The organism is Alkaliphilus peptidifermentans DSM 18978 (assembly GCF_900101495.1).
Taxonomy (GTDB): domain Bacteria; phylum Bacillota; class Clostridia; order Peptostreptococcales; family Natronincolaceae; genus Alkaliphilus_C; species Alkaliphilus_C peptidifermentans.
In genome coordinates this window covers 50,278-71,914 of the sequence record NZ_FMUS01000027.1, presented here as the reverse complement: position 1 = coordinate 71,914, position 21,637 = coordinate 50,278, and the positions used below count along the sequence as shown (strand labels likewise).

Annotated in this window: 19 protein-coding genes and 1 pseudogene; 18 read left to right on the top strand and 2 right to left on the bottom strand. The window is 34.2% G+C overall.

Annotated elements, in window-relative coordinates; all coding sequences use genetic code 11:
* Positions 1 to 259 (top strand): annotated as a pseudogene (locus BLP68_RS16980) (hypothetical protein); the annotation flags it as partial.
* 148 nt (positions 260 to 407) lie between these two features.
* On the opposite strand, the gene BLP68_RS21860 reads toward BLP68_RS16980, so the two are convergent.
* Positions 408 to 572 carry a hypothetical protein gene (locus tag BLP68_RS21860; protein WP_176759081.1) on the bottom strand — a complete coding sequence of 55 codons (165 nt, stop codon included), beginning with the start codon at positions 570 to 572 and terminating at the stop codon, positions 408 to 410.
* Between the two features lie 214 nt (positions 573 to 786).
* On the opposite strand from BLP68_RS21860, the gene BLP68_RS16975 reads away from it, so the two are divergent.
* The 16 genes from BLP68_RS16975 (at position 787) to spoIIR (ending at position 18,952) form a co-directional block, all read left to right on the top strand.
* Positions 787 to 1,230 carry a MarR family winged helix-turn-helix transcriptional regulator gene (locus BLP68_RS16975; protein WP_091546141.1) on the top strand — a complete coding sequence of 148 codons (444 nt, stop codon included), beginning with the start codon at positions 787 to 789 and terminating at the stop codon, positions 1,228 to 1,230.
* Positions 1,231 to 1,394: 164 nt separating this feature from the next.
* Positions 1,395 to 2,840: an N-acetylmuramoyl-L-alanine amidase gene (locus BLP68_RS16970; protein ID WP_091546138.1), complete on the top strand. Its 1,446-nt coding sequence runs from the start codon at positions 1,395 to 1,397 to the stop codon at positions 2,838 to 2,840.
* Between the two features lie 149 nt (positions 2,841 to 2,989).
* A complete protein-coding gene (locus BLP68_RS16965; protein WP_091546155.1) occupies positions 2,990 to 3,256 on the top strand; it encodes a Veg family protein in 267 nt (88 codons plus the stop codon).
* A gap of 354 nt (positions 3,257 to 3,610) precedes the next feature.
* The gene (gene arcA, locus BLP68_RS16955; RefSeq protein WP_091546132.1) at positions 3,611 to 4,831 is read left to right on the top strand and encodes an arginine deiminase; all 1,221 of its coding nucleotides are present in this window, start codon (positions 3,611 to 3,613) and stop codon (positions 4,829 to 4,831) included.
* 58 nt (positions 4,832 to 4,889) lie between these two features.
* Positions 4,890 to 5,882 carry an ornithine carbamoyltransferase gene (gene argF / locus BLP68_RS16950; protein ID WP_091546130.1) on the top strand — a complete coding sequence of 331 codons (993 nt, stop codon included), beginning with the start codon at positions 4,890 to 4,892 and terminating at the stop codon, positions 5,880 to 5,882.
* A 176-nt stretch (positions 5,883 to 6,058) separates the two neighbouring features.
* Positions 6,059 to 7,018 (top strand): carbamate kinase, encoded by a 960-nt coding sequence (gene arcC / locus BLP68_RS16945; RefSeq protein ID WP_091546127.1) that lies wholly within the window; start codon positions 6,059 to 6,061, stop codon positions 7,016 to 7,018.
* A 252-nt stretch (positions 7,019 to 7,270) separates the two neighbouring features.
* The gene (locus tag BLP68_RS16940; protein ID WP_091546124.1) at positions 7,271 to 9,580 is read left to right on the top strand and encodes a YcdB/YcdC domain-containing protein; all 2,310 of its coding nucleotides are present in this window, start codon (positions 7,271 to 7,273) and stop codon (positions 9,578 to 9,580) included.
* 181 nt (positions 9,581 to 9,761) lie between these two features.
* Positions 9,762 to 11,336, top strand: a complete 1,575-nt coding sequence (locus BLP68_RS16935; RefSeq protein ID WP_091546121.1) for a DUF3794 and LysM peptidoglycan-binding domain-containing protein — start codon at positions 9,762 to 9,764, stop codon at positions 11,334 to 11,336.
* Between the two features lie 222 nt (positions 11,337 to 11,558).
* On the top strand, positions 11,559 to 12,437 hold the full coding sequence (gene ispE, locus BLP68_RS16930) for a 4-(cytidine 5'-diphospho)-2-C-methyl-D-erythritol kinase (protein WP_091546119.1): 879 nt from the start codon (positions 11,559 to 11,561) through the stop codon (positions 12,435 to 12,437).
* Positions 12,430 to 13,119, top strand: a complete 690-nt coding sequence (locus tag BLP68_RS16925) for a GntR family transcriptional regulator (RefSeq protein ID WP_091546116.1) — start codon at positions 12,430 to 12,432, stop codon at positions 13,117 to 13,119. The genes ispE and BLP68_RS16925 overlap by 8 nt, the downstream gene beginning before the upstream one ends.
* Positions 13,120 to 13,142: 23 nt before the next feature.
* On the top strand, positions 13,143 to 13,874 hold the full coding sequence (locus tag BLP68_RS16920; protein ID WP_091546113.1) for a nucleotidyltransferase family protein: 732 nt from the start codon (positions 13,143 to 13,145) through the stop codon (positions 13,872 to 13,874).
* 252 nt (positions 13,875 to 14,126) lie between these two features.
* Positions 14,127 to 14,330, top strand: coding sequence for a CLC_0170 family protein (locus BLP68_RS16915; protein WP_330389209.1), 204 nt, complete (start codon positions 14,127 to 14,129; stop codon positions 14,328 to 14,330).
* Between the two features lie 18 nt (positions 14,331 to 14,348).
* On the top strand, positions 14,349 to 15,929 hold the full coding sequence (locus BLP68_RS16910) for a spore germination protein (RefSeq protein ID WP_091546107.1): 1,581 nt from the start codon (positions 14,349 to 14,351) through the stop codon (positions 15,927 to 15,929).
* Positions 15,929 to 17,041 carry a GerAB/ArcD/ProY family transporter gene (locus tag BLP68_RS16905; protein WP_091546106.1) on the top strand — a complete coding sequence of 371 codons (1,113 nt, stop codon included), beginning with the start codon at positions 15,929 to 15,931 and terminating at the stop codon, positions 17,039 to 17,041. Before BLP68_RS16910 ends, BLP68_RS16905 begins: the two co-directional genes overlap by 1 nt.
* A complete protein-coding gene (locus tag BLP68_RS16900; protein WP_091546104.1) occupies positions 17,034 to 18,203 on the top strand; it encodes a Ger(x)C family spore germination protein in 1,170 nt (389 codons plus the stop codon). The genes BLP68_RS16905 and BLP68_RS16900 overlap by 8 nt, the downstream gene beginning before the upstream one ends.
* Positions 18,204 to 18,289: 86 nt before the next feature.
* Positions 18,290 to 18,952 carry a stage II sporulation protein R gene (spoIIR, locus tag BLP68_RS16895; RefSeq protein ID WP_091546101.1) on the top strand — a complete coding sequence of 221 codons (663 nt, stop codon included), beginning with the start codon at positions 18,290 to 18,292 and terminating at the stop codon, positions 18,950 to 18,952.
* Positions 18,953 to 19,029: 77 nt separating this feature from the next.
* Here the strand turns inward: spoIIR and BLP68_RS16890 are convergent, their stop codons facing one another.
* Entirely contained in the window at positions 19,030 to 20,334 is a 1,305-nt protein-coding gene (locus BLP68_RS16890) for a helix-turn-helix domain-containing protein (RefSeq protein WP_143003116.1), read from the bottom strand.
* Between the two features lie 208 nt (positions 20,335 to 20,542).
* Between BLP68_RS16890 and BLP68_RS16885 the strand changes: the two genes are divergently transcribed.
* A complete protein-coding gene (locus BLP68_RS16885; RefSeq protein ID WP_091546096.1) occupies positions 20,543 to 21,637 on the top strand; it encodes a D-alanine--D-alanine ligase in 1,095 nt (364 codons plus the stop codon).

Sequence of the window (21,637 nt, the reverse complement as noted above, 5' to 3'; positions counted from 1 at the left end):
AAGAGAAATAGACCAATGGATGAGAAGACGCATAAGGATGATTTACTGGAAGCAGTGGAAGAAAATCAAAACGAAATTCACAAATCTAAAGAAGCTTGGTATCGCCGAAGGCAAAGCTTGGGAATTTGCAAACACAAGAAAGAGCTACTGGCGAACAGCCAATAGCCCAATTCTAAATAAATCTCTTACTAACCAAAGGTTATCAGACTTAGGTTATCTATTCTTCTTTAATTACTATCAACAAGCATGTGTAAACTAAAGAACCGCCGTATACCGAACGGTACGTACGGTGGTGTGAGAGGTCGGTAGATAAAATAATTATCTACCTCCTACTCGATTATGTATATGTTAAATTTTATTTTTAATCATTGTTTAGCTTTTCTTTACTAATTAAATTTATATAATTCTTAGTTCTCAGCTGCAATTGCGCAGGCTGTACCATCCTCTAATATTTTATAAATTTGCATTTCGGATTTTCGAGATAAAAAGATCTCTATAAAACAGTCACTACAAAAAAATCTAGATTTACTTAATCGACCTATATCCTCATTACCACAAATAGGACATTTCATGATATCGCCCTCCTTGAAGCCATAAATTAATACTATATAAATATTTAGACTATCAAAATATCAACACAAAAAAATAACAAAATATGTTAAATATATTATATATAAATTAATTGTCTAATGCAAGATATAATTTGAAATTCAAATTACTTTAATCATTGTTGGAAATTTTATTGTAAATATATATAATATAGTGAAGAAAGGTAGGTTGGTTATATTGACAGAAAAAGAAATAGCACGTATGATTCAAGATTTTTTTATCTATTTTAATAGCTGGATGCGGCATCAATATAAAAATCATTGTAGTAATCAAGACTTCACTTTAACACAGTATAAGGTACTTTTCATTATAAATAGCCAAGGGAGCTGCAACATGTCTTTGTTAAGTGACATTATGGAGGTCAGTAAAGGTACCATGACTACAATGTTAAATAAGCTAGTAGAGGAAGAATATGTTAAAAGAACTTCTTCCTTTATGGATCGAAGAAGCATATATGTATCATTAACAAATAAAGGCGAGAAAAAAGTAGATGAAATATATCAAAAACTCTTGGAGTCGATGACTAAAGTAATAGAAAGACAAGATAAAAAAGAGCAAGAAATGCTATGTGATGGAATAACTACTTTAAATAATTTATTTCAACTAAAAAATAGGGAATAAGAGAAGAAAATCTCTTGTTCCCTATTTTGCATCGTACATTATATGCTTCTGTATAATGTAATATGCACATGAATTTAAAAAAAATCATATGATATAATACGTTAAAAATATAGTCTATAACTAATGAAGAGATAAACATCAAAAGAGTAAAGGGGGTAAAATAATTGGAGAATAATATAGATTTAAATATAAAAATATATATACCATCTGAAGATAAAATTATAACTAGAAATATTGAAGATTTTGTTAAAGAGTTGCTGGCGTGGAGTATTCCTATGTCATTTCATATAGAAGCATTAAAATGTCAAAGTATAATTATAAGAACAAATTTGATTCGGCTAATAAAGGGTGGTGGCAACAGAGAAGGAAAGGACAGTAAATGGGATATATCAATTGATAGCTTTAAAGGTATTATGCCTATTCAGGAATATAAAGATATATGGGGTAAGGACTATAGTAAGAATGTAAGGCTAATAGAGATGGTGGTAAAAGAAACTAATGGAGTAATAATAACCTTTAAGGATAAACCAATTGACGCAAGATTTCATGACGTATGTGGTGGTGCAACCGAAAATAGCGAAAATGTTGACGGAAATGTGGTTTTGTATTTGAGAAAGGTCTTGTGTAACTATTGTCAAGAAAGCCCATTGATTCATAATTACAAGGATATTTCCGTAGAAGATATTGAAGCTAAGTTAAATATAAGGTTTTCAAAGGCTAGTCCTATTAAAAACATGGCTATTGAAGATATGTTTGACGATATTATTAGAGATGAAGAAGGTAGAGTAGTAAGACTAAAAGTAGCAGGTAAAGAGTTTGAAGGGAAAGAAATAATGAAACTGCTAGGATTGGAATCCACCCGATTTAGCTGGAAGCCCAAATTCATTAGGTTTTTTACCATGGGAAAGGGAGATGGTGTAGGACTATGTCAATATGGAGCAAATATGCTTGCCCATGAAGGTAGGAGAGCTGAAGAAATTCTTAATTACTATTACACAGGTGTTACAATAAAAAAAAATGAAAATCAATGTATGAAATATCCGTTAAAGGGCAAAGTAATAGTGATTGATGCGGCCCATGGTGGTGAGAGTAGCGAAGATAATAGCAGTATAAATGGAACACGTGAAAAGGACATTAACTTATCAATTGCTATTAATTTAGAAAGAGAGCTGCGAAAAAAGGGAGCAATTGTATATATGACCCGTACAGAAGATATATTTGTTCCGTTAAGTCAACGGGCTGAATTAATAAATAAAAACAAACCTGATTTCTTTATTACAATTCACCAAAATTATATAAAAAATTCTTCGGTGTCTGGTACTGAAATATATTTTTTCCGTGGTGATAAGGAAGCCGAAAGACTTGGGAAAATAATAATGAAGAAAATTACAACAGCAATAGAAACCATAGACAGAGGTTTGAAAACTGCTGATTTTTATTTACTCAGAGACACCAATGTTAGTGGTATACACGTAGAGATAGGGTATTTATCAAATCCTATTGAAGAAAAAAAGTTATTGGATGAGCATTATATTGATAGAATTGTTACCGCTATGATTGAAGCAATTCTATTTTATTATGAGGTAGGAAATAATATTCCATTAAAATAATTAAGCGTAATGTAGTAAATAGCAATATTTTCAGTAAAAAAGTATTTGACACTATAGGCTATTAATTGTATAATATAAATTTATGAATTTGACAAATATCTTGGGGTATGGTATTATTAAGAAGTTAAAAAGTGAAAGAAGGTGATTTTTTGGCAACTAGGACCACGCTGAATGAAATCAGAAGTAATATAGAAGGGTTTGTAGGGCAAAAGGTTACACTTAAGGCAAATAAGGGTAGAAAAAAGACTACCATTAGAGAAGGCGTACTGGAAAACACCTACCCTAATATTTTTGTTGTAAGGATAGATGGAGGTTATGATTCAGTTAGAAGAGTTTCATATAGCTATTCAGATATTCTGACGGAAACTGTTGAAATAACAATATGTAAAGATAATCAACGTATTAAAGTGAGTTAACATAACAAAAAACAAATCCACCAAATGGTGGTTTTTTTTTATATTCTTTTATTAACTACAGATTATGATTATTCAAATTAGAACCAACTTAATGATAGTTAAACTTAGAATATCCTAAGGATTTACTATGTCATAGGACATAATGGAGAAATTAAACAATAATGACAATGTATAATGATTCAAAAATATACAATGGATGCATAAAAATAGATAAAACCAAGAAAATTAGCCACTTGATTTATGTATATAATATATATATACTATTATTAGAACAAATTGAACATTCTATCATTATTTTAAGTAGAAGTAATAAAAGCATACTGATGAATGTAATGAAGGGGGCTACTAACAAAGATGAAAGATGGATTTTTAAATGTTACATCTGAGATTGGTAATTTAAAAGCAGTATTGCTTCATAGGCCAGGTAGAGAGTTAGAGCGTTTAACACCCGATTATCTTCATGAATTATTGTTTGACGATATTCCATGGTTAAAAAGAATGCGCTGGGAGCATGATGGATTTGCAAAGGTAATGGAAGATAAAGGATGTAAGGTTTATTACTACGAAGAATTATTGGAGGAGCTATTGAAGGACAAGCACACTCTTAATTTATTTGTATCGGACCTTATAAAAAACTCCCATATAGATAGTCTAGAGCTTGAGAAGTTATTAGAGGAATATCTTCTAGCCCTGCAACCGAATGAAATAGTAGAAATTGCAATAGCAGGATTAGAAAAAAAAGACTTACCAAATTTAATAAAAGAATATCATTTAGTTGATTATATAAAAGAACAGTATCCCTTTTATATTAATCCTCTGCCTAACCTATATTTCACAAGAGACCCTGGAGTCGTAATAGGTAATGGCCTCTCCATTAATAAAATGAAGACACCAGCTAGAAATAGAGAAACTATGTTTTTAGAGTATATTTATAGATTTCACCCACTGTTTAAAAAAGATGAAACTCCTCTATGGTATGACTATAAAGAAACATATAGCATTGAAGGTGGAGATGTATTGGTTTTAAGTGATTCAGTTGTTGCAATTGGATGTAGTGAAAGAACCTCTGCAAGAGGAATTGAAATATTATCACAGAGACTCTTTCAAAATTCCAACATCAAAAAGGTATTAGCCATTCAAATTCCTTTCACAAGGGCATATATGCACTTGGATACGGTTTTTACAATGGTTGATCACGATAAATTTACTATTTATCCTGGAGTAGAAGGTTTGTTACAGGCATATGAGTTAACTGAAGGTAAGAATACACCTAAGGTAAGGCCAATGGAGAGTTTAAAGGGTGCATTAAAGACAGTCTTAAATCTTCCGGATGTTCAATTGATTCAAAGTGGTGGAGGCGATGAAATCACTGCCGCAAGAGAACAATGGAATGATAGCACAAACACCCTAGCCCTAGGGCCTGGAAGGGTTTTAACCTACAACAGGAATGAAGCTACAAATGAAACATTGAGAAACCATGGTATTGAAGTAATAGAAATCGAAGGTTCTGAGCTGGTAAGAGGCAGAGGTGGCCCAAGATGTATGTCAATGCCATTAATTAGGGAAGCTTTATAATATAAATATAAAAACTTAGCATAATAATTATAAATTAATAATAAAGGAGGATTTATCAATGCCAGTGAATTTAAAAGGTAAAAGCTTATTAACGTTAAAGGATTTTACACCACAGGAAATTAAATATTTACTTGATTTATCTAAGGATCTAAAGGCAAAAAAGCGAATGGGGATAAAAGGTAATTTACTAGAAGGTAAAAACATTGTTCTTCTATTTGAAAAAGCCTCAACAAGAACACGATGCGCTTTTGAGGTTGCAGCATTAGACGAGGGTGGACATGTTACCTTTTTAGGTGCAAGTGATTCACAAATGGGTAAAAAAGAGTCCCTTGAAGATACTGCTAAGGTATTAGGCAGATATTATGATGGTATTGAGTTTAGAGGATTTAAGCAAGAAACAGTAGAAATACTAGCTAAACATTCTGGAGTGCCAGTATGGAATGGGTTAACTGACCTTTATCATCCAACTCAAATACTAGCTGACTTACTTACAATTATTGAGCATGTTAGCAAGCCACTCAACAAGGTTAAGTTTGCATATGTAGGAGATGCAAGAAATAACATGGGTAATTCTCTACTTATTGGTGCAGCAAAAATGGGTATGGATTTTAGAGCAGTTGCTCCGAAGGAATTATTCCCATCAGAAGATTTGGTAAATGAAATGAATGAAGTTGCAAAAGAAACAGGAGCAAAAATTACTCTAACTGATGATGTTGCTGAAGGAGTAAAGGATGCAGATGTAATATATACAGATGTTTGGGTTTCAATGGGTGAAGAGGATCAATTTGAAGCAAGAATTAATCAGCTTAAACCATATCAAGTGAACATGGATATGATTAAATTAACAGGAAATTCAGATGTTAAGTTTATGCATTGTTTACCTGCCTTCCATGATCAAGAAACTAAAGTTGGGGTAGAAGTCTTTGAAAAGTATGGAATAAAGGAAATGGAAGTTACAGATGAGGTTTTCAGAAGTAAGCATTCAGTTGTTTTCGATGAAGCAGAAAACAGAATGCATACTATAAAGGCAGTTATGGTGGCTACAATATAGTCATAAATATTAAGTCAAGACAGTTGGAATTACAGCCTTGTAAGCTGGGCCTCCAACAGGCAAAAAGATATGGAATTACTTATATAAATCTATAGAATTCCATGTCTTTTTGATATGGGCAAAAATAGACTTAAGTAATCTAATATAATTATAATAATATATAAGGGGAGATATAAATGGTTAAGCAAAAAAGTAGAATTGTCTTAGCTTTAGGTGGTAATGCTCTTCAAGCTAATCCTAAAGAAATTAGTGCTGAAGCCCAAATAAAGACAGCTAAGGAAACCGCAAAATCAATTGTGGATTTGATTGAGGGTGGACATGAAGTGATTTTAGCCCATGGTAATGGACCACAGGTTGGACAGCTTGTTGCAACTTATGAAACGGCTGCTCAAAGCAATCCATCCTTACCACTAATGCCTTTTCCAGAGTGTGGAGCAATGAGTCAAGGTTATATTGGTTACCACCTTCAGCAGGCAATCCGTCAAGAAATGTTTGACAGAAAAGTAGATAAGTCTGTTGCATCAATTATTACGCAGGTAGTTGTAGATGAAGAGGATGAAGGCTTTAAAAATCCTACAAAGCCGGTTGGTTCATTTTTTACAGAGGAAGAGGCAAAAGCATTAATTAAAGAAAAAGGGTATACAATGAAGGAGGATTCAGGTAGAGGATGGAGAAGAGTTGTAGCTTCACCAATGCCTGTTGATGTTGTAGAAGCTCCAATTATAAAAAGCATAGTAGATGCAGGGCATGTTGTTATCACAGTGGGAGGCGGCGGTGTTCCAGTAGTTAATCGTAATGGTCAATTACATGGAGTTCCAGCAGTTATTGATAAGGATTTCGCATCTGAAAAAATTGCAGAAATATTAGATGCAGACTATCTAATTATTTTAACAGCAGTTGAGAAGGTAGCTATTAATTTTAACACCCCAAATCAAAAAGAGTTAGACAGAATAACTATCGCAGAAGCAAAGCAATACATTGAAGAGGGACATTTTGCACCTGGGTCAATGCTACCTAAGGTTAACGCTGCAGTAAAATTTGTTGAATCAAAGGCAGGTAGAACAGCCCTAATTACATCCCTTGAAAAGGCAATGGAGGGTATAGAAGGTAAAACAGGAACAATTATAACTGCATAGTATTTATAAATTGGTTCACAAGCTAGGGGCAGATTTTCTGCCCTTTTATTATTTTTAAAAGGTTCCATTAATGTCAAAAAAATATATTACATTTTGATTACAAAGGAAACTTTTTTGCAAATAACTCGTCTATAATGTGTAGGGTTATATTTTTCCTATTTTACAATATCATTACATTTTAACCAATATGTAATTATATGAAAAAAATAGGAATATATAAAAATTGTTAATATTATAAAAAGGAGTGATTCTATGAAATTAAAAAAAGCTTTTAGTATTTTATTGGTATTTGCCATGTTGCTATCAAGCCTTGGCTTTGCTGCTGCCTTTGATGAAGCGGTAGAGGTTATAGTTGTTGACGAAAAAGAGGCTTATTATGAAGACTATATGCCATTCGATTATGGTATGCAAGCACCAACCAATTCAAATCTTTCCCAGTCAGCTGCTGAGGGAATAATGAAATTCCATGTTAGCAGCATATTCGACATTGACTTAGATGATGAGTTTCAAGTAAGTGTAGAATATCGTGAGGATTGGAATAACCCTGGTAAATTCGTGTGGAGCATGTATGCCTACAAGTACAATAGAAATACCAGTATGAGTCTTGATGTATCCATCGATGATGAAACAGGGGATCTTACTTCAATCTATAAGTGGGACCACAACAGAGAAGAGCAAAATAGAGTGACACAGTATACAAAGGATGAGCTACAAAGTGTTGCTTATGATTTTCTAAAAAAGGTTAACGGAGATTTAATAGGAAAGCTAGAGCTACAGGAAGAGCCTATATATAGTACTTACTACTATGGCAGTGGCTTAAACCCGACCCAATACAGATATAATTATGTAAGAAAAGAAAATGGTATCGTAGTTTCAGGTAATGGCATTAATATTGGTGTAGATAGTGGAAATGGTAAAGTAGTTTCCTATAGCTACAATTGGTCAGATATAAAATTCCCAAATATGAAGGATATTATCTCTGAAGATGAAGCTAGAAGTATATTCGGCGATGAGTTGACACTACAGCTATCTTATTTACCTGTAAGATCAAATTTTCGCTATTATGATGATAAACCATCTGAAATCAAGCTAGTTTATACTCCGGTTTTAGAGGGTGGACATATGATAGATGCCATAACAGGCAATATCATTAATCATCAAGGAGAAACCGTTGAAGAAGTTCGTAAAATTGATGTTACTCCAAGTCAAAAGGCTGAATTTCAAGGCTTAGAAAAAGAAAAAAGAGCTAAAGAGCTGGATAAAAATGAAGTTACACAAATGGTTCAAACAGTTGTAAAAGAGTTCTTCCAACAGGAATCTAAAATACAAAATACCCGATATTCCTCATATAATGATCGTAAGATCTGGAATGTGGACTTTACCCTTGAGGAAAACGAACATATGTATGGTTACATCTCAATTGATGCAATAACAGGCGATATTCTAAACCTATATTATTATAACTATATGAGATGGGATATGTATGACATGCCTGAAGAGACAGCCTTTGGAGGTATATCACAGGAAGATGCATACGCAAAAGCAATAGAAATTATGAAATCTTTATACCCTGATAAATTAAAGGATGTAAAGACAGAAATGACATTATATGATTACGGATATAATCAAGAGTATTATTTCAACTTTAACAGATTAGTTAATGGCATTGAATATCCTCATAATAGTATTTCAGTATCATTAAACAAATCAACAGGACAGCTTCAAAGTGTTTATATGAACTGGCATGAAGCTGAATTCCCTAAGGCAGAGGGTTTACTGTCAGAAGATACAGTTTTAGCTAAATATATCGATGATTCTGTATTGCAATTGCAGTTTACTCAAATTTATTCTCATGATTGGAGAATGGCACCTGAGATGAAACTTGTTTATGTAAACTTAGGGAAAGACAACTATGGATTCTATAGAAATATAGACGCAAAAACAGGAGAATATCTAGACTGGAATGGCGAGTCTATGAAGGAGCAGAAGTCTAAGCAGGAAAACATAGATAGTATAATTAAAGGCCATGAAGCTGAAAAAGAACTTAAAATTATGATCGATGCAGGAATCATTGACCTAGATAATTTCCAATTAGATAGCGCTATTCCTAAGAAAGAAATCCTCAAGATGATGGTAAATGCAAGAGGGTTCGGTCCATATATGATTGAGGATGCTGGAGATCTTAATTTTACTGATATTGATGAAAGTGATGAATATTATCAATATATACAAGGAGCCATCATTTATGGCTTGCTAGAAAATAAGGAAGAAGCTTTAAATCTAGATGAAACAGTGACAAGAGAAGAATTAGCAGAAATGCTTATGAAGATGGCACAGCTCGAAAACATAGCCAAGGCTAAAGACATTTTTGTTGTACCAGTTAAGGACTCAGGAGATATTAATCCAGATTTAATGGGATATGTTGCACTGGCTTATGGATTAGATATCGTAAAGGGAAGTGGCGAAAACTACAGCCCAAATAAAACAGTTACATTAATAGAAGTTGCTATAGGAATTTATCGAACCTTCAAAAACTTTGGAGCGACATATTACTACTACTAAGCTGAAATTTCATAATAAGAAGTGAAAATCTTTTAGATTTTCACTTCTTTTTTTTATTTGCAGTACATATATATATATAGAAATTGGAACTGGACGAACTAAAGGTAAGCTGTTCATATTTTTATAAAAGATTAATATGATATATTAATTAAATTAAAACATTTTGGAGGGAGGAAATAAAATGCCAGTAGAGTTGTTAAAGGATTCACTGACAACTGATCAGATAATAGGTCAGGACACTGCTCAGGCAATTATTGAAGGCGATATACTGGTCCCAGATATAAAGCCGGACATTACTAGGATCATATCAGTAGATGGAGTTATACAGGTTGCAAAAGTAGAAGCTAGTGAGGGGAAAATTACAGTTGAAGGAAATATTAAGTTTAAAATCTTATACGTTGCAGAAAAAGGAGAAGAACCACTCTATAGTATAGATAGTAGCACAGGGTTTAAACAAAGCATTGAGATTGAAGGTATCACCTCTAGCGCTAGCCCAGATGTAGAAGCAGATATTGAGCATATCGATTTTACAATCAACAATGAAAGAAAAATAGGAGTTAAAGTTGTTATTAATCTAATGGCCATTGGTAAATCCACAAGCCAGAAGGAAATTACCAAGGATATTACGGGATTAGAAGATATTCAAGTGTTAAAGGATACTATACACTATACTGAGGTTATGGGAGACTATTTTTCAGAGGCATTAGTTAAGGATACATATGAAGTCGAAGAATCTATGCCATCTATTAAGGAAATCCTTAAATGGAATGCAACAGCACTGGAAAGGGAAACAAAAATTACTGAGGGTAAGGTTATAGTAGGTGGTATAGTAAAGGTTGAACTTCTCTATATAGCTGATGATGAAGAGGCCAGCTTAAACATTTTTAGTCAGGAAATCCCATTTACCCATTTTGTAGAGATGCCAGATGCACACCCTGAAATGAAGTATAAATTAAAGTTAGATGTCACAGAGCTTTATACAGAGGTCAAAGAAAATATACAAGGGGAATCAAAAATACTGGAAATCGAAGCAATAACAAGAGTCGGAGCTAAGGTCATGGATACCAGTAGACGTGAAATAGTTATTGATGCTTTTTCGCCAAGTAAAAAAATAAAAGTTAGTAAAGAAACTATAGAATTTAAAGAGAACATTGGTATGAATCGCTCTCACCTTATGCTGAGGGAGACCATAGACCTTCCCGGAAGTCATCCGGAAATGGCTAAGCTATTCTCAGTGGTATCAAAGCCAGTATTAACAGACTACCAGCTGATGGAGGACAAAACTGTAATTGAAGGAATTATGGAGGTAACAGTAATATATTTATCCGACGAAGGGCATCAGCCAATCTATAGCTTTATGCAGGAAATCCCCTTTAGGCATTATGTCGATATTGAAGGCTTACAGGAAGGGATGGAGGCTAAGGTTGAGCTCTTCATAGAAGAAATAAATTATGAACTAATTAATGGGCAACAGGTTGATATAAAGGTTAATATTGGAGCCACCTGTGAAGGTTACTTGACCAAGAAGGTTGACATAGTTAACGAAATAATTGAAATGGAAGAAAGCATAGATTTAGCCAGCCGACCCAGTATAACCATATACTTTATGCAGCCTGGAGATACACTATGGAAGGTAGCTAAAAAATATAATACAACAGTAAAACAGATAATTGAAACAAATAATATTGAAGATGTCTCCACCATAAAACCCGGTGATTATATTTTAATAGAAAAAGTGCATCAATTTAAGTTCTAAAAGGGACCGAACCGCCTTAGGGCGGTTTTTTTTTGAAATACAAACTAATACTTATATACTTATGGTTAAATATTATTAGCTATAGGAATTAGTAGACAAACCAGCAGTTATTCTGATAGTATTATTTTTGATACAAAAATTATGACACAATAACTGTATGCAGGAAATTTGAAAAAAACATATAATATATATAGCAAGGGAATAATGAAGGAGAGGGCAGGGATGAATAAAATTCAATTAAAATCCAGAGCAAAAATAAACCTATCCCTTGATGTTTTGAGAAAAAGACCAGATGGCTATCATGAAGTTGAAATGATAATGCATCAAATAGATCTTTTTGATAGGGTTACCTTAATAAATAGAGAAGATAATGAAATTAAAATATATACCAGCTGTGGATATATACCAAAGGATTCAGGAAATATTGCCTTTAAAGGAGCTTCTCTGCTTAGGGATACACTTGGTATTAATAAGGGAATAGACATACATATTGAAAAAAGGATCCCGGTTGCAGCTGGCTTGGCGGGTGGTAGCTCTAATGCTGCTGCCGTTATATTGGGGTTAAACCGCTTATGGAACCTAAAGCTATCACAAAATGAACTAATGGAGCTGGGTGTAAAGATTGGTGCAGATGTACCCTTTTGTATCCTTGGAGGGGCTGCCCTGGCAGAGGGAATAGGCCAAAGACTTACACCAATAATAGGTTTGAAAAATGTGTGGGTAGTTATTTCAAAGCCATCAATTTCTGTTTCTACAGCTGAAGTATATGGACAATTAAACCTATTAAATATAGAATCTAAGCGACCCAATACACCTTTATTATTAAAAGCGGTGGAATCAGGAGATATTGCAACCCTTGCTCAAAACATGAAGAATGTATTAGAAACTGTAACAGAAGAAAACTATCCTATTATTACAGAGATTAAAAAGAAAATGATGGAGTATAATGCAATTGGAAGTATGATGTCGGGTAGTGGACCAACAGTATTTGGTATTTTTAAAAATTATCAGCGGGCAAAGTCTGCCTACGAGCATCTTTCTTTATTATATAAGCAGACATATATTGTACAAAGCTTTTATAGGAGGAATGAAGATGAGTAATTTACAGAATTTAAAGATTGAAAGCTTCAAGCCGTTAAGAGAAATAGTTTTTGAAAACCTTAGGGAGGCAATTCTTGAAGGGAAGCTTGAACCTGGACAAAGAATGATGGAGATACAATTGGCTGAGCAATTGGGAGTTAGTAGAACACCAGTGAGGGAAGCCATCAGAAAGCTAGAGCTAGAAGGATTGGTTATTATGGTCCCTAGAAAGGGGGCATATGTAGCAGATGTTTCTATAAAGGATATTATGGAGGTACTGGAAATAAGAGCTGTATTGGAGGGTTTAGCCGCCTCCCTTGCAGCAGAGAGAATGACCGACGAAGAGCTGGACGAGCTAGAAATGATTTCATACCAGTTTAAGAGAAGCTATCAACAGGATGATGTTGAAGGAATGATAGAAAAAGATATTGAATTCCATGAACGAATTTTTAACTCAGCAAGAAATGAGAAATTGGTTCAAATAGCCCAAGGCTTAAGGGAACAAATATATCGATTTCGAGTCACCTATATATCAGAATATAATAAGGCAAAGGAATTGGTTGAAGAACATCAGGCAATACTAGAGACAATATCACAGCGAGATGCCGAAAAGGCATATGAAGTTGCTGCTAAGCATATAGAAAATGCTGGTAGTCACATGATGGAGTCCGTACTTAAGGGTAAAGGGCATGAAAATATTTAGTATATAAACAGGGAGGAAGATTAATGCATGCCATTGTTTTGGCTGGGAATGATGCTGTAGCAGAAGAGTTAATGAAGAATAAAGCCATCATACCATTAAAGGGAATTCCCATGATTAAGTTTGTAGTAAATGCTTTAAAAGAATCAAAGTATATTGATAAGATATATGTTGTAGGTGAAGTAGATGAGCTAGAGTCCATAATCGGAGCCGAAGCGGAGGCTATTATTAGAAGTAGTAATACCTTTATGGAGAATTTAATCAATGGTATGGCCTATAGCCAAGGAGAAGATAGAGTTATAGTGGCAACCTGCGATGTACCCTTAATAAATGTAGACATTATTAATAAATTTATTGAAGTGGGGTTAGAAGTAGATAATGACATTTTTTATCCCATAGTCAACAAAGCACTTAACCAAACATCTTATCCTAATCTCAAAAGAACCTATGCCCACCTTAAGGAGGGTGCCTTTACTGGGGGTAATATAGTAATGCTTAAGCCTTCAATAATGGGTTCTATTAAAGAGGTTACAGAAACATTAGTAAGGCATCGAAAAAATCCTATTAGAATGTGTAGGGTTCTAGGAGTACCATTTGTAATTAAGCTTATATTTAAACAATTAAAAATAACAGATATAGAAAAAATGATAAAAAATCGTTTTAAAATTACAGGTAGAGCATATATATGTAATTTCCCAGAAATATGCAATGACTTAGATCATTATCAAGATAAAGCACTTTTTGAAGAATATCTGTAAAGTTAGAGTTAAGAGTTTAGTGCAAAAAAATTGAAAATTGAAAATGGAAAATTATATGTGGAAGATAATTGGTGGAAGTTGAATGGAGTTAAGAGTTAATAATTAAAACTGAAAAAAGATTACAAATGAAAGTTCAAGGAAAATTTCCTTGAATTTTTTTATTTTCACATCTTTACCAATGTTAGTATATAAAACCTAAAACTTGCGAAAATTATATAGGATAAAACTTAAGTAGGTGATAATTTGGATTTAATGGCTATATTTGAAAAGATAAAAAGTGCCTATAGTGCATATATGTTAATGCTGGTGGTGGTCATAGGTATATTTTTAATAATCGTCGATGGAACCCTATTGAAGAAAAGGCAACTAAAAAAGGAAGAAAAAATATCAAAAGCATTAGGATATATTTATGTTGTATTAGGAATAGGAAGCTATATCATTTTTGCAATTTTTTAAAGGGAGGAGAGACCAAACATGGGTTTATGGAAAAAGCTCTTGGGCAACAAAGGAGAGAAAAAACAACAGGAAGGAACTTCACCCCATAAGAACATTGATACAAATCTGAAGGCCATAAAGGATATATTTGAGGATTGTGATGATATTGTTTATCGTGAAATTGAAGTGGGGGTGGATAGTAAAATAAAGGCTGCCCTTATCTACGTTGATGGAATGGCGGATAAGTTTTTACTAAATGATTTTATCCTTGATAATATAATGGTATCTATTCGAACAACACCACCAAAGGCAGAAAACGTTAAAAAGCAATTGGCAAGTCACTTAAAGGACCATACCCTTGCCGTAAGTGAAATGAAGGAAGTAGAAACAATTGAAGAGGGAATAGATAACATACTCAGTGGTGAGACGGTTCTTTTATTGGATGAGTACGACAAAATAATAATTATCGCCTCAAAGGGCTGGCAGGCAAGAGGAGTATCTGAGCCCGTCACAGAAACAGTAATTCGGGGGCCTAGGGACGGCTTTGTAGAAACCTTTAGGGTGAATACTGCCCTAATAAGAAGAAGAATAAGAGACCCAAAGCTTAAGCTTAAAACTCAGCAGGTGGGAGTTCGGTCAAAAACCGATTTAGCTATTTTATATATCGATGATATTGTTGATAAAAGAATACTCAAGGAAGTAGAAAGCCGTATAGAAAAAATTGATATGGATGCAATTTTAGATAGTGGATATGTAGAACAATTGATTGAAGACAATTGGTTTTCGCCCTTTCCCCAGGTACAAAATACTGAAAGACCCGATGTAACAGCAGCCGCACTGTATGAAGGTAGAATAGTTATAATTGCAGATAACAGCCCCTTTGCATTAATAGTTCCAACGACACTAAACTCAATGCTACAATCATCAGAGGACTATTATGAGCGCTGGAATATAGCAACTGCAGTACGATTACTTAGGTATTTTGCAGCGTTCGTTTCTCTAATCCTGCCCTCATTATATGTTGCAATTACATCCTTTCATCCCCAAATGATTCCCACAAAGCTAACCTTGGCCTTGGCTGCAAACCGTAAGGGGGTACCCTTCCCTGCAATAGTAGAGGCTCTAATAATGGAAACCACAATTGAGTTATTGAGGGAAGCCGGGGTAAGGCTCCCGGGTCCAATTGGAGCCACCATCGGAATTGTTGGGGGGTTAGTAATCGGACAGGCAGCTGTTGAGGCAGGTATAGTTGCTCCATTAATGGTAATTATTGTTGCCATAACAGCAATTGCCTCCTTTGCAATTCCCAGCTATAATGTTGCAATTGGCTTTAGGCTACTAAGGTTTTTGTTTATTTTTGCAGCAGGTTTTTTAGGTCTCTATGGAGTTATATTGGCTATTTTACTTTTGTTAAGTCACTTATGTAGCTTAAAGAGCTTTGGTATACCCTACCTACATCCCTTTGTTAACTTTGTGGATGATATAGGTGATATGAAGGACACCTTTGTAAGGGCACCCATGCCCAGCATGAACAACCGAGAAACAGTAGGCAATAAAAAACAAAAAAATAGATTGGATGATAAGCGTGAAGAATTCCGCTATGAGAAGGAGGACAAATAATGTTTCGTAATAATGATAAGATATCCCCTTCACAAATCGCAAATATTTTAATTTTAATAATGCTGGGGACAGGTGTATTAACCTTGCCGCGGAGCTTAGCAGAGGCAGCAGGGGCAGATGGTTGGATTATTCTATTGGTTGGAGGGCTATTGATTTCCCTAATAGCCATTGCCCAGGCCTATATAGTTAAATCCTTACCCGGCAAAAATTATATGGAGATAATTACTGCAACTCTATCAAAGCCTGTGGCGTATATTTACATTGTATTTTTAGTACTTTTCCTAATAATGCTAAATGGATTTTTAGTTAGGATTTTTGCAGAGGTTGTAAAGATGTTTTTATTATTCAGAACACCGCTGGAGGTTATTATAGTTAGTGTATTATTGGTGACTGTATATCTTGTTCGGCAAGGAATTGAACCATTGGCAAGGATGGCAGACCTATTATTACCCACCATTTCAATTTTATCATTGGTACTATTTGCCTTAACCATTAGAAGTGGTGATTTAAAAAATCTATTACCGGTATTTCAAGTGTCGCTTAAACAAATAGTGGAGGCTATACCCTTGGTTTTATTTAGCTTTTTGGGCTTTGAATTTGTACTAATATTTGGCACCTATGTAAATAAGCCTGAAAAACTAACTAAATCCTCTGGAGGGGCTGTATTGTTTATTCTCCTTATATATTCAGTACTAAACCTTGCAACAATGCTAACCTTTGGAACGGAACAAACAGTACACTTAATATGGCCCACCCTAACCCTCTTTAAAACAATTGAATTTCCCGGTTTATTTATAGAAAATGTAGAAGCCTTTGTCATGGCCCTATGGGTATTTATTGTATTCATGTCCATAGCCCCCCTATATTTAGCAAAGGTGGTTTTACTGTCAGACCTAATTAAAACTAAAGAATTTAACTTTTTTGCCCTACCACTAATTCCTTTAGTGTATTTAGCGTCCTTAATTGGAGATAGCTTGGCAGAGGCCTATGAAATACTGGACATATTTACTAAATATGCAGCAACCATAGTAGCCTTCATTTTTCCTGCCTTAATTTTAATATCATTATTAATTAGAAAAAAGCTTAAGAAGGAGGGGAATACCAATGCGTAAAAAAATACTCTTACTTAGTTTATTAATTTTTTCTATTTCCTTAACTGCCTGCTGGGATAGTGTTGAAATAGATGATAGAACCTTCATACTGGCCATAGGGGTTGATGTTTATCACCCAGAGGAGGACGATGGGAATATAGATGAGGAAAGACAATATTACCCTGAGCATCATCGCCCCGCAATATTAGCAACATTTGTGGCACCAAAGGCCTTGGCTGGTGGAGGAGGGGAGATAGAGGTTGAGAATGTAAGCATGAGTAGCGTTGCCCATAGTGCCTTCCTTGCCAGAAATCAAATGGTGGCTAGGTCTGACGATCAGTTATTCCTTGGTCATTTAAAGACTCTTTTGATAGGAGAGGAGCTGGCCCAAAACCCAATGCTACTTAGAGAAGTTTTGGATCGAATAGAAAAGGACGCCCTCATTAGCAGAAGAATTTCATTGGCGGTGGTGGATGGAATGGCTAAGGAGGCCCTAGAGGTACAGCCTAAGCTGGAGCCAATGACTGGACAATTTATCAATGATCTCTTTAAGGATCAAGCTCGAACAAATAGAGCTCCCATTGCAGATGTCGGAGAAATTTTAATATCCCTCCATCGAAACAGCAATGCACTTATCCCTAGATTAGTATATTCAGAGGATGAAATTAAAGTAGGTGGAGGTGCAGTAATAAAGAATTACAAAATGGTGGGCTGGATTGGAGAAATGGAATCTATAGCCTATATGATAATTACAGATAATTTAACGCAATTGGGGTTAAACCATCATATGGACTATTATATTATTCCCTATAGCATAACTGATTTAAGCACCTCCATGGAGCTTCAGGAGAATAATGAAAATATTAAAATAATTATTTCTGTAACAGGCGAGGGGGATATCGAAGGTCTATATTTTAATCCTGAAGATGATGTATTGGATCCCAGTTTTGTAGAAAAGGTTCAAGAGGGCATAGGTCAGGACATTAAGGAATTATTGGTTGAAACTATAGATGTTTTTCAAAATGAATATCAAGTGGATGTGCTGGGGTTCGATGAATACCTTAAGAAGTATAAGCCAGGCCTTTGGAGAGAAGTTCGGGAAGACTGGGACGACATATTTCCTTTAGTAGAGGTGGAGGTAGAGGTGGATATTTTCATCCGACGGGTGGGACTATCAAGATAATAAATAACCCCTATATTGTATAAATTTTCCCATACTTGTACATAATGAAAGTATAACAAACTAATGGAGAAGCAGGGGGAATTTCTATGAAAAAGAAAAAAATTATATTGTTAATTACATCCATATTTATATTAGGTAGTATACTTTCCATTGGGAAAGTAGAGCCTGTATACCAAGAAGCCAGCTATGCCAATAAAAGCTTAATAAGATTTCATGTTCTAGCCAATAGTGATTCATCTGAGGACCAGCTTTTAAAGCTTAAGGTTAAAAATCAAATAATTACTCAAATGGCAAAGGATTTAGAAGGGGTGGCCACTATTGAGGAAAGCAGAGAGATTATTGCCAATAACCTTTTAAAAATTCAAGAGATTGCCAGAGAAGAGCTAAAAAGAAATGAGAAGGACTTTCCTGTTAAAGTTAGCCTTGGTCAGCAGGTTTTCCCCACAAGAAAATATGGTGACATTGTTTTAGCTGCTGGCAGCTATGAGGCGTTGAAGGTTGAAATCGGAGAAGGAAAGGGACAAAACTGGTGGTGTGTTATGTTTCCACCCCTATGCTTTATAGATGTGAAAAATAGCTTGATTGATGAAGAAACAAAGAATCAACTAAAGGAAGTTTTGACTGAGGAAGAATACCAAATGATTATATCTGATATAGATGAAAATGAGTTGCCCCTTCAATTAAGGTCAAAGCTATGGGATTTGTTTAAATCTTCTAGAAATCAAATAGTTAAGTGGGCAAAATTATAAAAAGACAGGCAGAAAATTTAAATTTGAACCTATATGATGGACACTTGTAAGATTAGAGTCCATCATATAGGTTCTTTTTATATTTCCGATAATTTATTTATGTAGTAAATACACTTCTGTTGGTTACTTAAGGTGCAATATAAGGCTGCCAGCTTAGAATATACGTCATAATACTTGGCTTTAGTAGTATCTTCATTTAATAGCGACTCAGCTTTTTTAAGATATTCCTCTACTAAGGTATATTCTTGAAGATACTGGTATATATCCCCATAGCACAGTAATATTTGAAACTCAGAATTATTATCAGAAAGCTGCTTTGATATATTATGGGCTTCCTTTAATATTTCAATAGCTTTTTCTGTAATGTTTAACCTTCTATAGCATTGAGCCAGCTCCAACAAGAATAAATGGGGGCAGTCATCTATTTCATCCTTTAGTTCATAGGATTTATTTATGTATTCAATTGCTTCATCAATTTTTCCCATTAGACGATAAGCGATGGATATACTATTGTATAGATGAGCCCTCTTAGTAGCTGATAAACCATCACATCTACTAATTAGACGTTCGTACAGCTTGAAGGCCTTCTCAAAATTACCAATATCCCTATAGGTATCTGCCTCCATTAAAGTGGCCTGATCTATGGATGCATCATCTAAGCCTTTGAGCTCCTTAAAGATATATAGCTGTTGAAGGGCTAAATCATATTGCTTTAATTTTTTATAACAAATAATAAGATTCATAGTGGCTTCAAGCCTAATTTGATCATGGTTAATGGTTGTATTTTCTACTGAAATGGTTTGGGCTTTATTATAATAAAGCTTAGCCTCCTCTAAAAAAAGCTTGCTAAGATAACAGTTACCAATTCCCATATATATATCAGCAGCCTTTTCATAATTACGGGATTCTAAAGTGAATTCTAAAGCACTAAAATAATCCATAAGGGCTAAATTGTACTTTCTTATATGATAATGAAAATTACCTCTGTAAAATAATACCTTAGAAAAATCTGATTTTAAAGACCAGTTAGTAGCTAGGTCCATCATCCGATTGAAAATTCCATGTATATGATTATGCTCTAAATTCTTTTTACTATTTAGTAGTAAACTTATATTATCCAATTGCTCTTGAATAATATTTTGAACCTGAGCCTCCTTTGATTCTAAAAGATACTCTGTAGTTATTTTCTTTCCTAGGTTCTTATAATAGTAATTAAGCTTTTTAGCAATAATAGCAGCAGTTTGGGGGCTGAGAGATCTTTTGCCACTTTCAATCATACTGATTAAGCTTCTAGTGACTTGGGCATCTGTTAGTTCTTCCTGCTTGAGACCTAAATCCTTACGTAATTTTTTTATTTTTTCTCCAACGCTTAACAACTCCAAGATCAATCCCCTCCATATCTTAACAATAATTCATACACTTAATATACTAAAAAGATAACAAAAAATCAATTTAATGTTAACTTTATTAAAAAATATGTATTTCCTATACCAATATAATTTAATCAAAGACCCTCTTTAAATGTATTAAAAGTTGAATAATAGTTTAAACAAGAGTAGAATATTAATAGTAATGAAAGTAGGTGGAAAAATGAAAAAAATAAATGTTATGGTATTATTTGGTGGAAAATCAGGAGAGCACGAAGTTTCATTGATGTCTGCTGCTTCAATATTGAGGGCAATCAATAAAGAAAAGTACAATATTATTCCAGTAGGAATAACTAAGGATGGTACATGGAAAAAATGCAACACAACTATAAATGAAATTGAGTCTGGAGAATGGGAAGGTATTACTAATAAGCTATTGGGTGATGATGGTATAGATTCACAGGTATCTTTAATACCAAAGGACTCCAGTGGCAGATCAATAGTTCTTGGCGATAGTATTGAAAATGTAGATGTAGTTTTTCCGGCATTACATGGACCCTATGGTGAAGATGGTACAATACAAGGATTACTGGAAATCATGAATATTCCCTATGTAGGAGCAGGTGTATTGGCCTCAGCTCTGGCTATGGATAAGGCCATTGCTAAAACTATTTTTAAAGCAGAAAATATCCCTCAGGCAGATTTTGAAGTTATATACAGAAAAAAATATAAGCAAAATCCTATTGGAGAAATTGAAGCCATTGAGGCAAGGATTAATTATCCAGTATTTGTGAAGCCTGCCAACTTAGGCTCAAGTGTGGGAATTTCAAAAGCTAAAAATAGAGAGCAATTAATAGCGGCAATGGAAATCGCTGCACAATATGATAGAAAAATTGTTATTGAAGAGAGTATTAATGCCAGAGAGATCGAATGCTCTGTATTAGGAAATGATGACCCGATAGCCTCCTTGCCGGCAGAGATAATTCCATCCCATGAATTCTATGATTATCAAGATAAGTATTTTGATGGAACAACACAATTTATAATTCCAGCGGATTTACCAGAGGAAATGATAGCGGAAGTGAGAAAACTGGCTGTTAGGGTCTATAAATTAATTGACTGTAATGGCTTAGCAAGGGTAGATTTTTTTGTTGAAAAGGATACAAACAAAATATTAATTAACGAAATAAATACTATGCCTGGTTTCACCAAAATAAGCATGTACCCTAAAATGTGGGAAGCCACTGGGATATCATATGAGGAGTTAATTAATCGATTAATTGATCTCGCAATAGAAAGATTTAACGAAAGAAATTAA

What these genes read in the sequence shown, in the direction of transcription:
- BLP68_RS21860 (WP_176759081.1), bottom strand. Translation starts at nt 572, where the DNA reads ATGAAATGTCCTATTTGTGGTAATGAGGATATAGGTCGATTAAGTAAA.
- arcA (WP_091546132.1), top strand. Translation starts at nt 3,611, where the DNA reads ATGAAAGATGGATTTTTAAATGTTACATCTGAGATTGGTAATTTAAAA.
- argF (WP_091546130.1), top strand. Translation starts at nt 4,890, where the DNA reads ATGCCAGTGAATTTAAAAGGTAAAAGCTTATTAACGTTAAAGGATTTT.
- arcC (WP_091546127.1), top strand. Translation starts at nt 6,059, where the DNA reads ATGGTTAAGCAAAAAAGTAGAATTGTCTTAGCTTTAGGTGGTAATGCT.
- BLP68_RS16940 (WP_091546124.1), top strand. Translation starts at nt 7,271, where the DNA reads ATGAAATTAAAAAAAGCTTTTAGTATTTTATTGGTATTTGCCATGTTG.
- BLP68_RS16935 (WP_091546121.1), top strand. Translation starts at nt 9,762, where the DNA reads ATGCCAGTAGAGTTGTTAAAGGATTCACTGACAACTGATCAGATAATA.
- ispE (WP_091546119.1), top strand. Translation starts at nt 11,559, where the DNA reads ATGAATAAAATTCAATTAAAATCCAGAGCAAAAATAAACCTATCCCTT.
- BLP68_RS16925 (WP_091546116.1), top strand. Translation starts at nt 12,430, where the DNA reads ATGAGTAATTTACAGAATTTAAAGATTGAAAGCTTCAAGCCGTTAAGA.
- BLP68_RS16920 (WP_091546113.1), top strand. Translation starts at nt 13,143, where the DNA reads ATGCATGCCATTGTTTTGGCTGGGAATGATGCTGTAGCAGAAGAGTTA.
- BLP68_RS16915 (WP_330389209.1), top strand. Translation starts at nt 14,127, where the DNA reads ATGGCTATATTTGAAAAGATAAAAAGTGCCTATAGTGCATATATGTTA.
- BLP68_RS16910 (WP_091546107.1), top strand. Translation starts at nt 14,349, where the DNA reads ATGGGTTTATGGAAAAAGCTCTTGGGCAACAAAGGAGAGAAAAAACAA.
- BLP68_RS16905 (WP_091546106.1), top strand. Translation starts at nt 15,929, where the DNA reads ATGTTTCGTAATAATGATAAGATATCCCCTTCACAAATCGCAAATATT.
- BLP68_RS16900 (WP_091546104.1), top strand. Translation starts at nt 17,034, where the DNA reads ATGCGTAAAAAAATACTCTTACTTAGTTTATTAATTTTTTCTATTTCC.
- spoIIR (WP_091546101.1), top strand. Translation starts at nt 18,290, where the DNA reads ATGAAAAAGAAAAAAATTATATTGTTAATTACATCCATATTTATATTA.
- BLP68_RS16885 (WP_091546096.1), top strand. Translation starts at nt 20,543, where the DNA reads ATGAAAAAAATAAATGTTATGGTATTATTTGGTGGAAAATCAGGAGAG.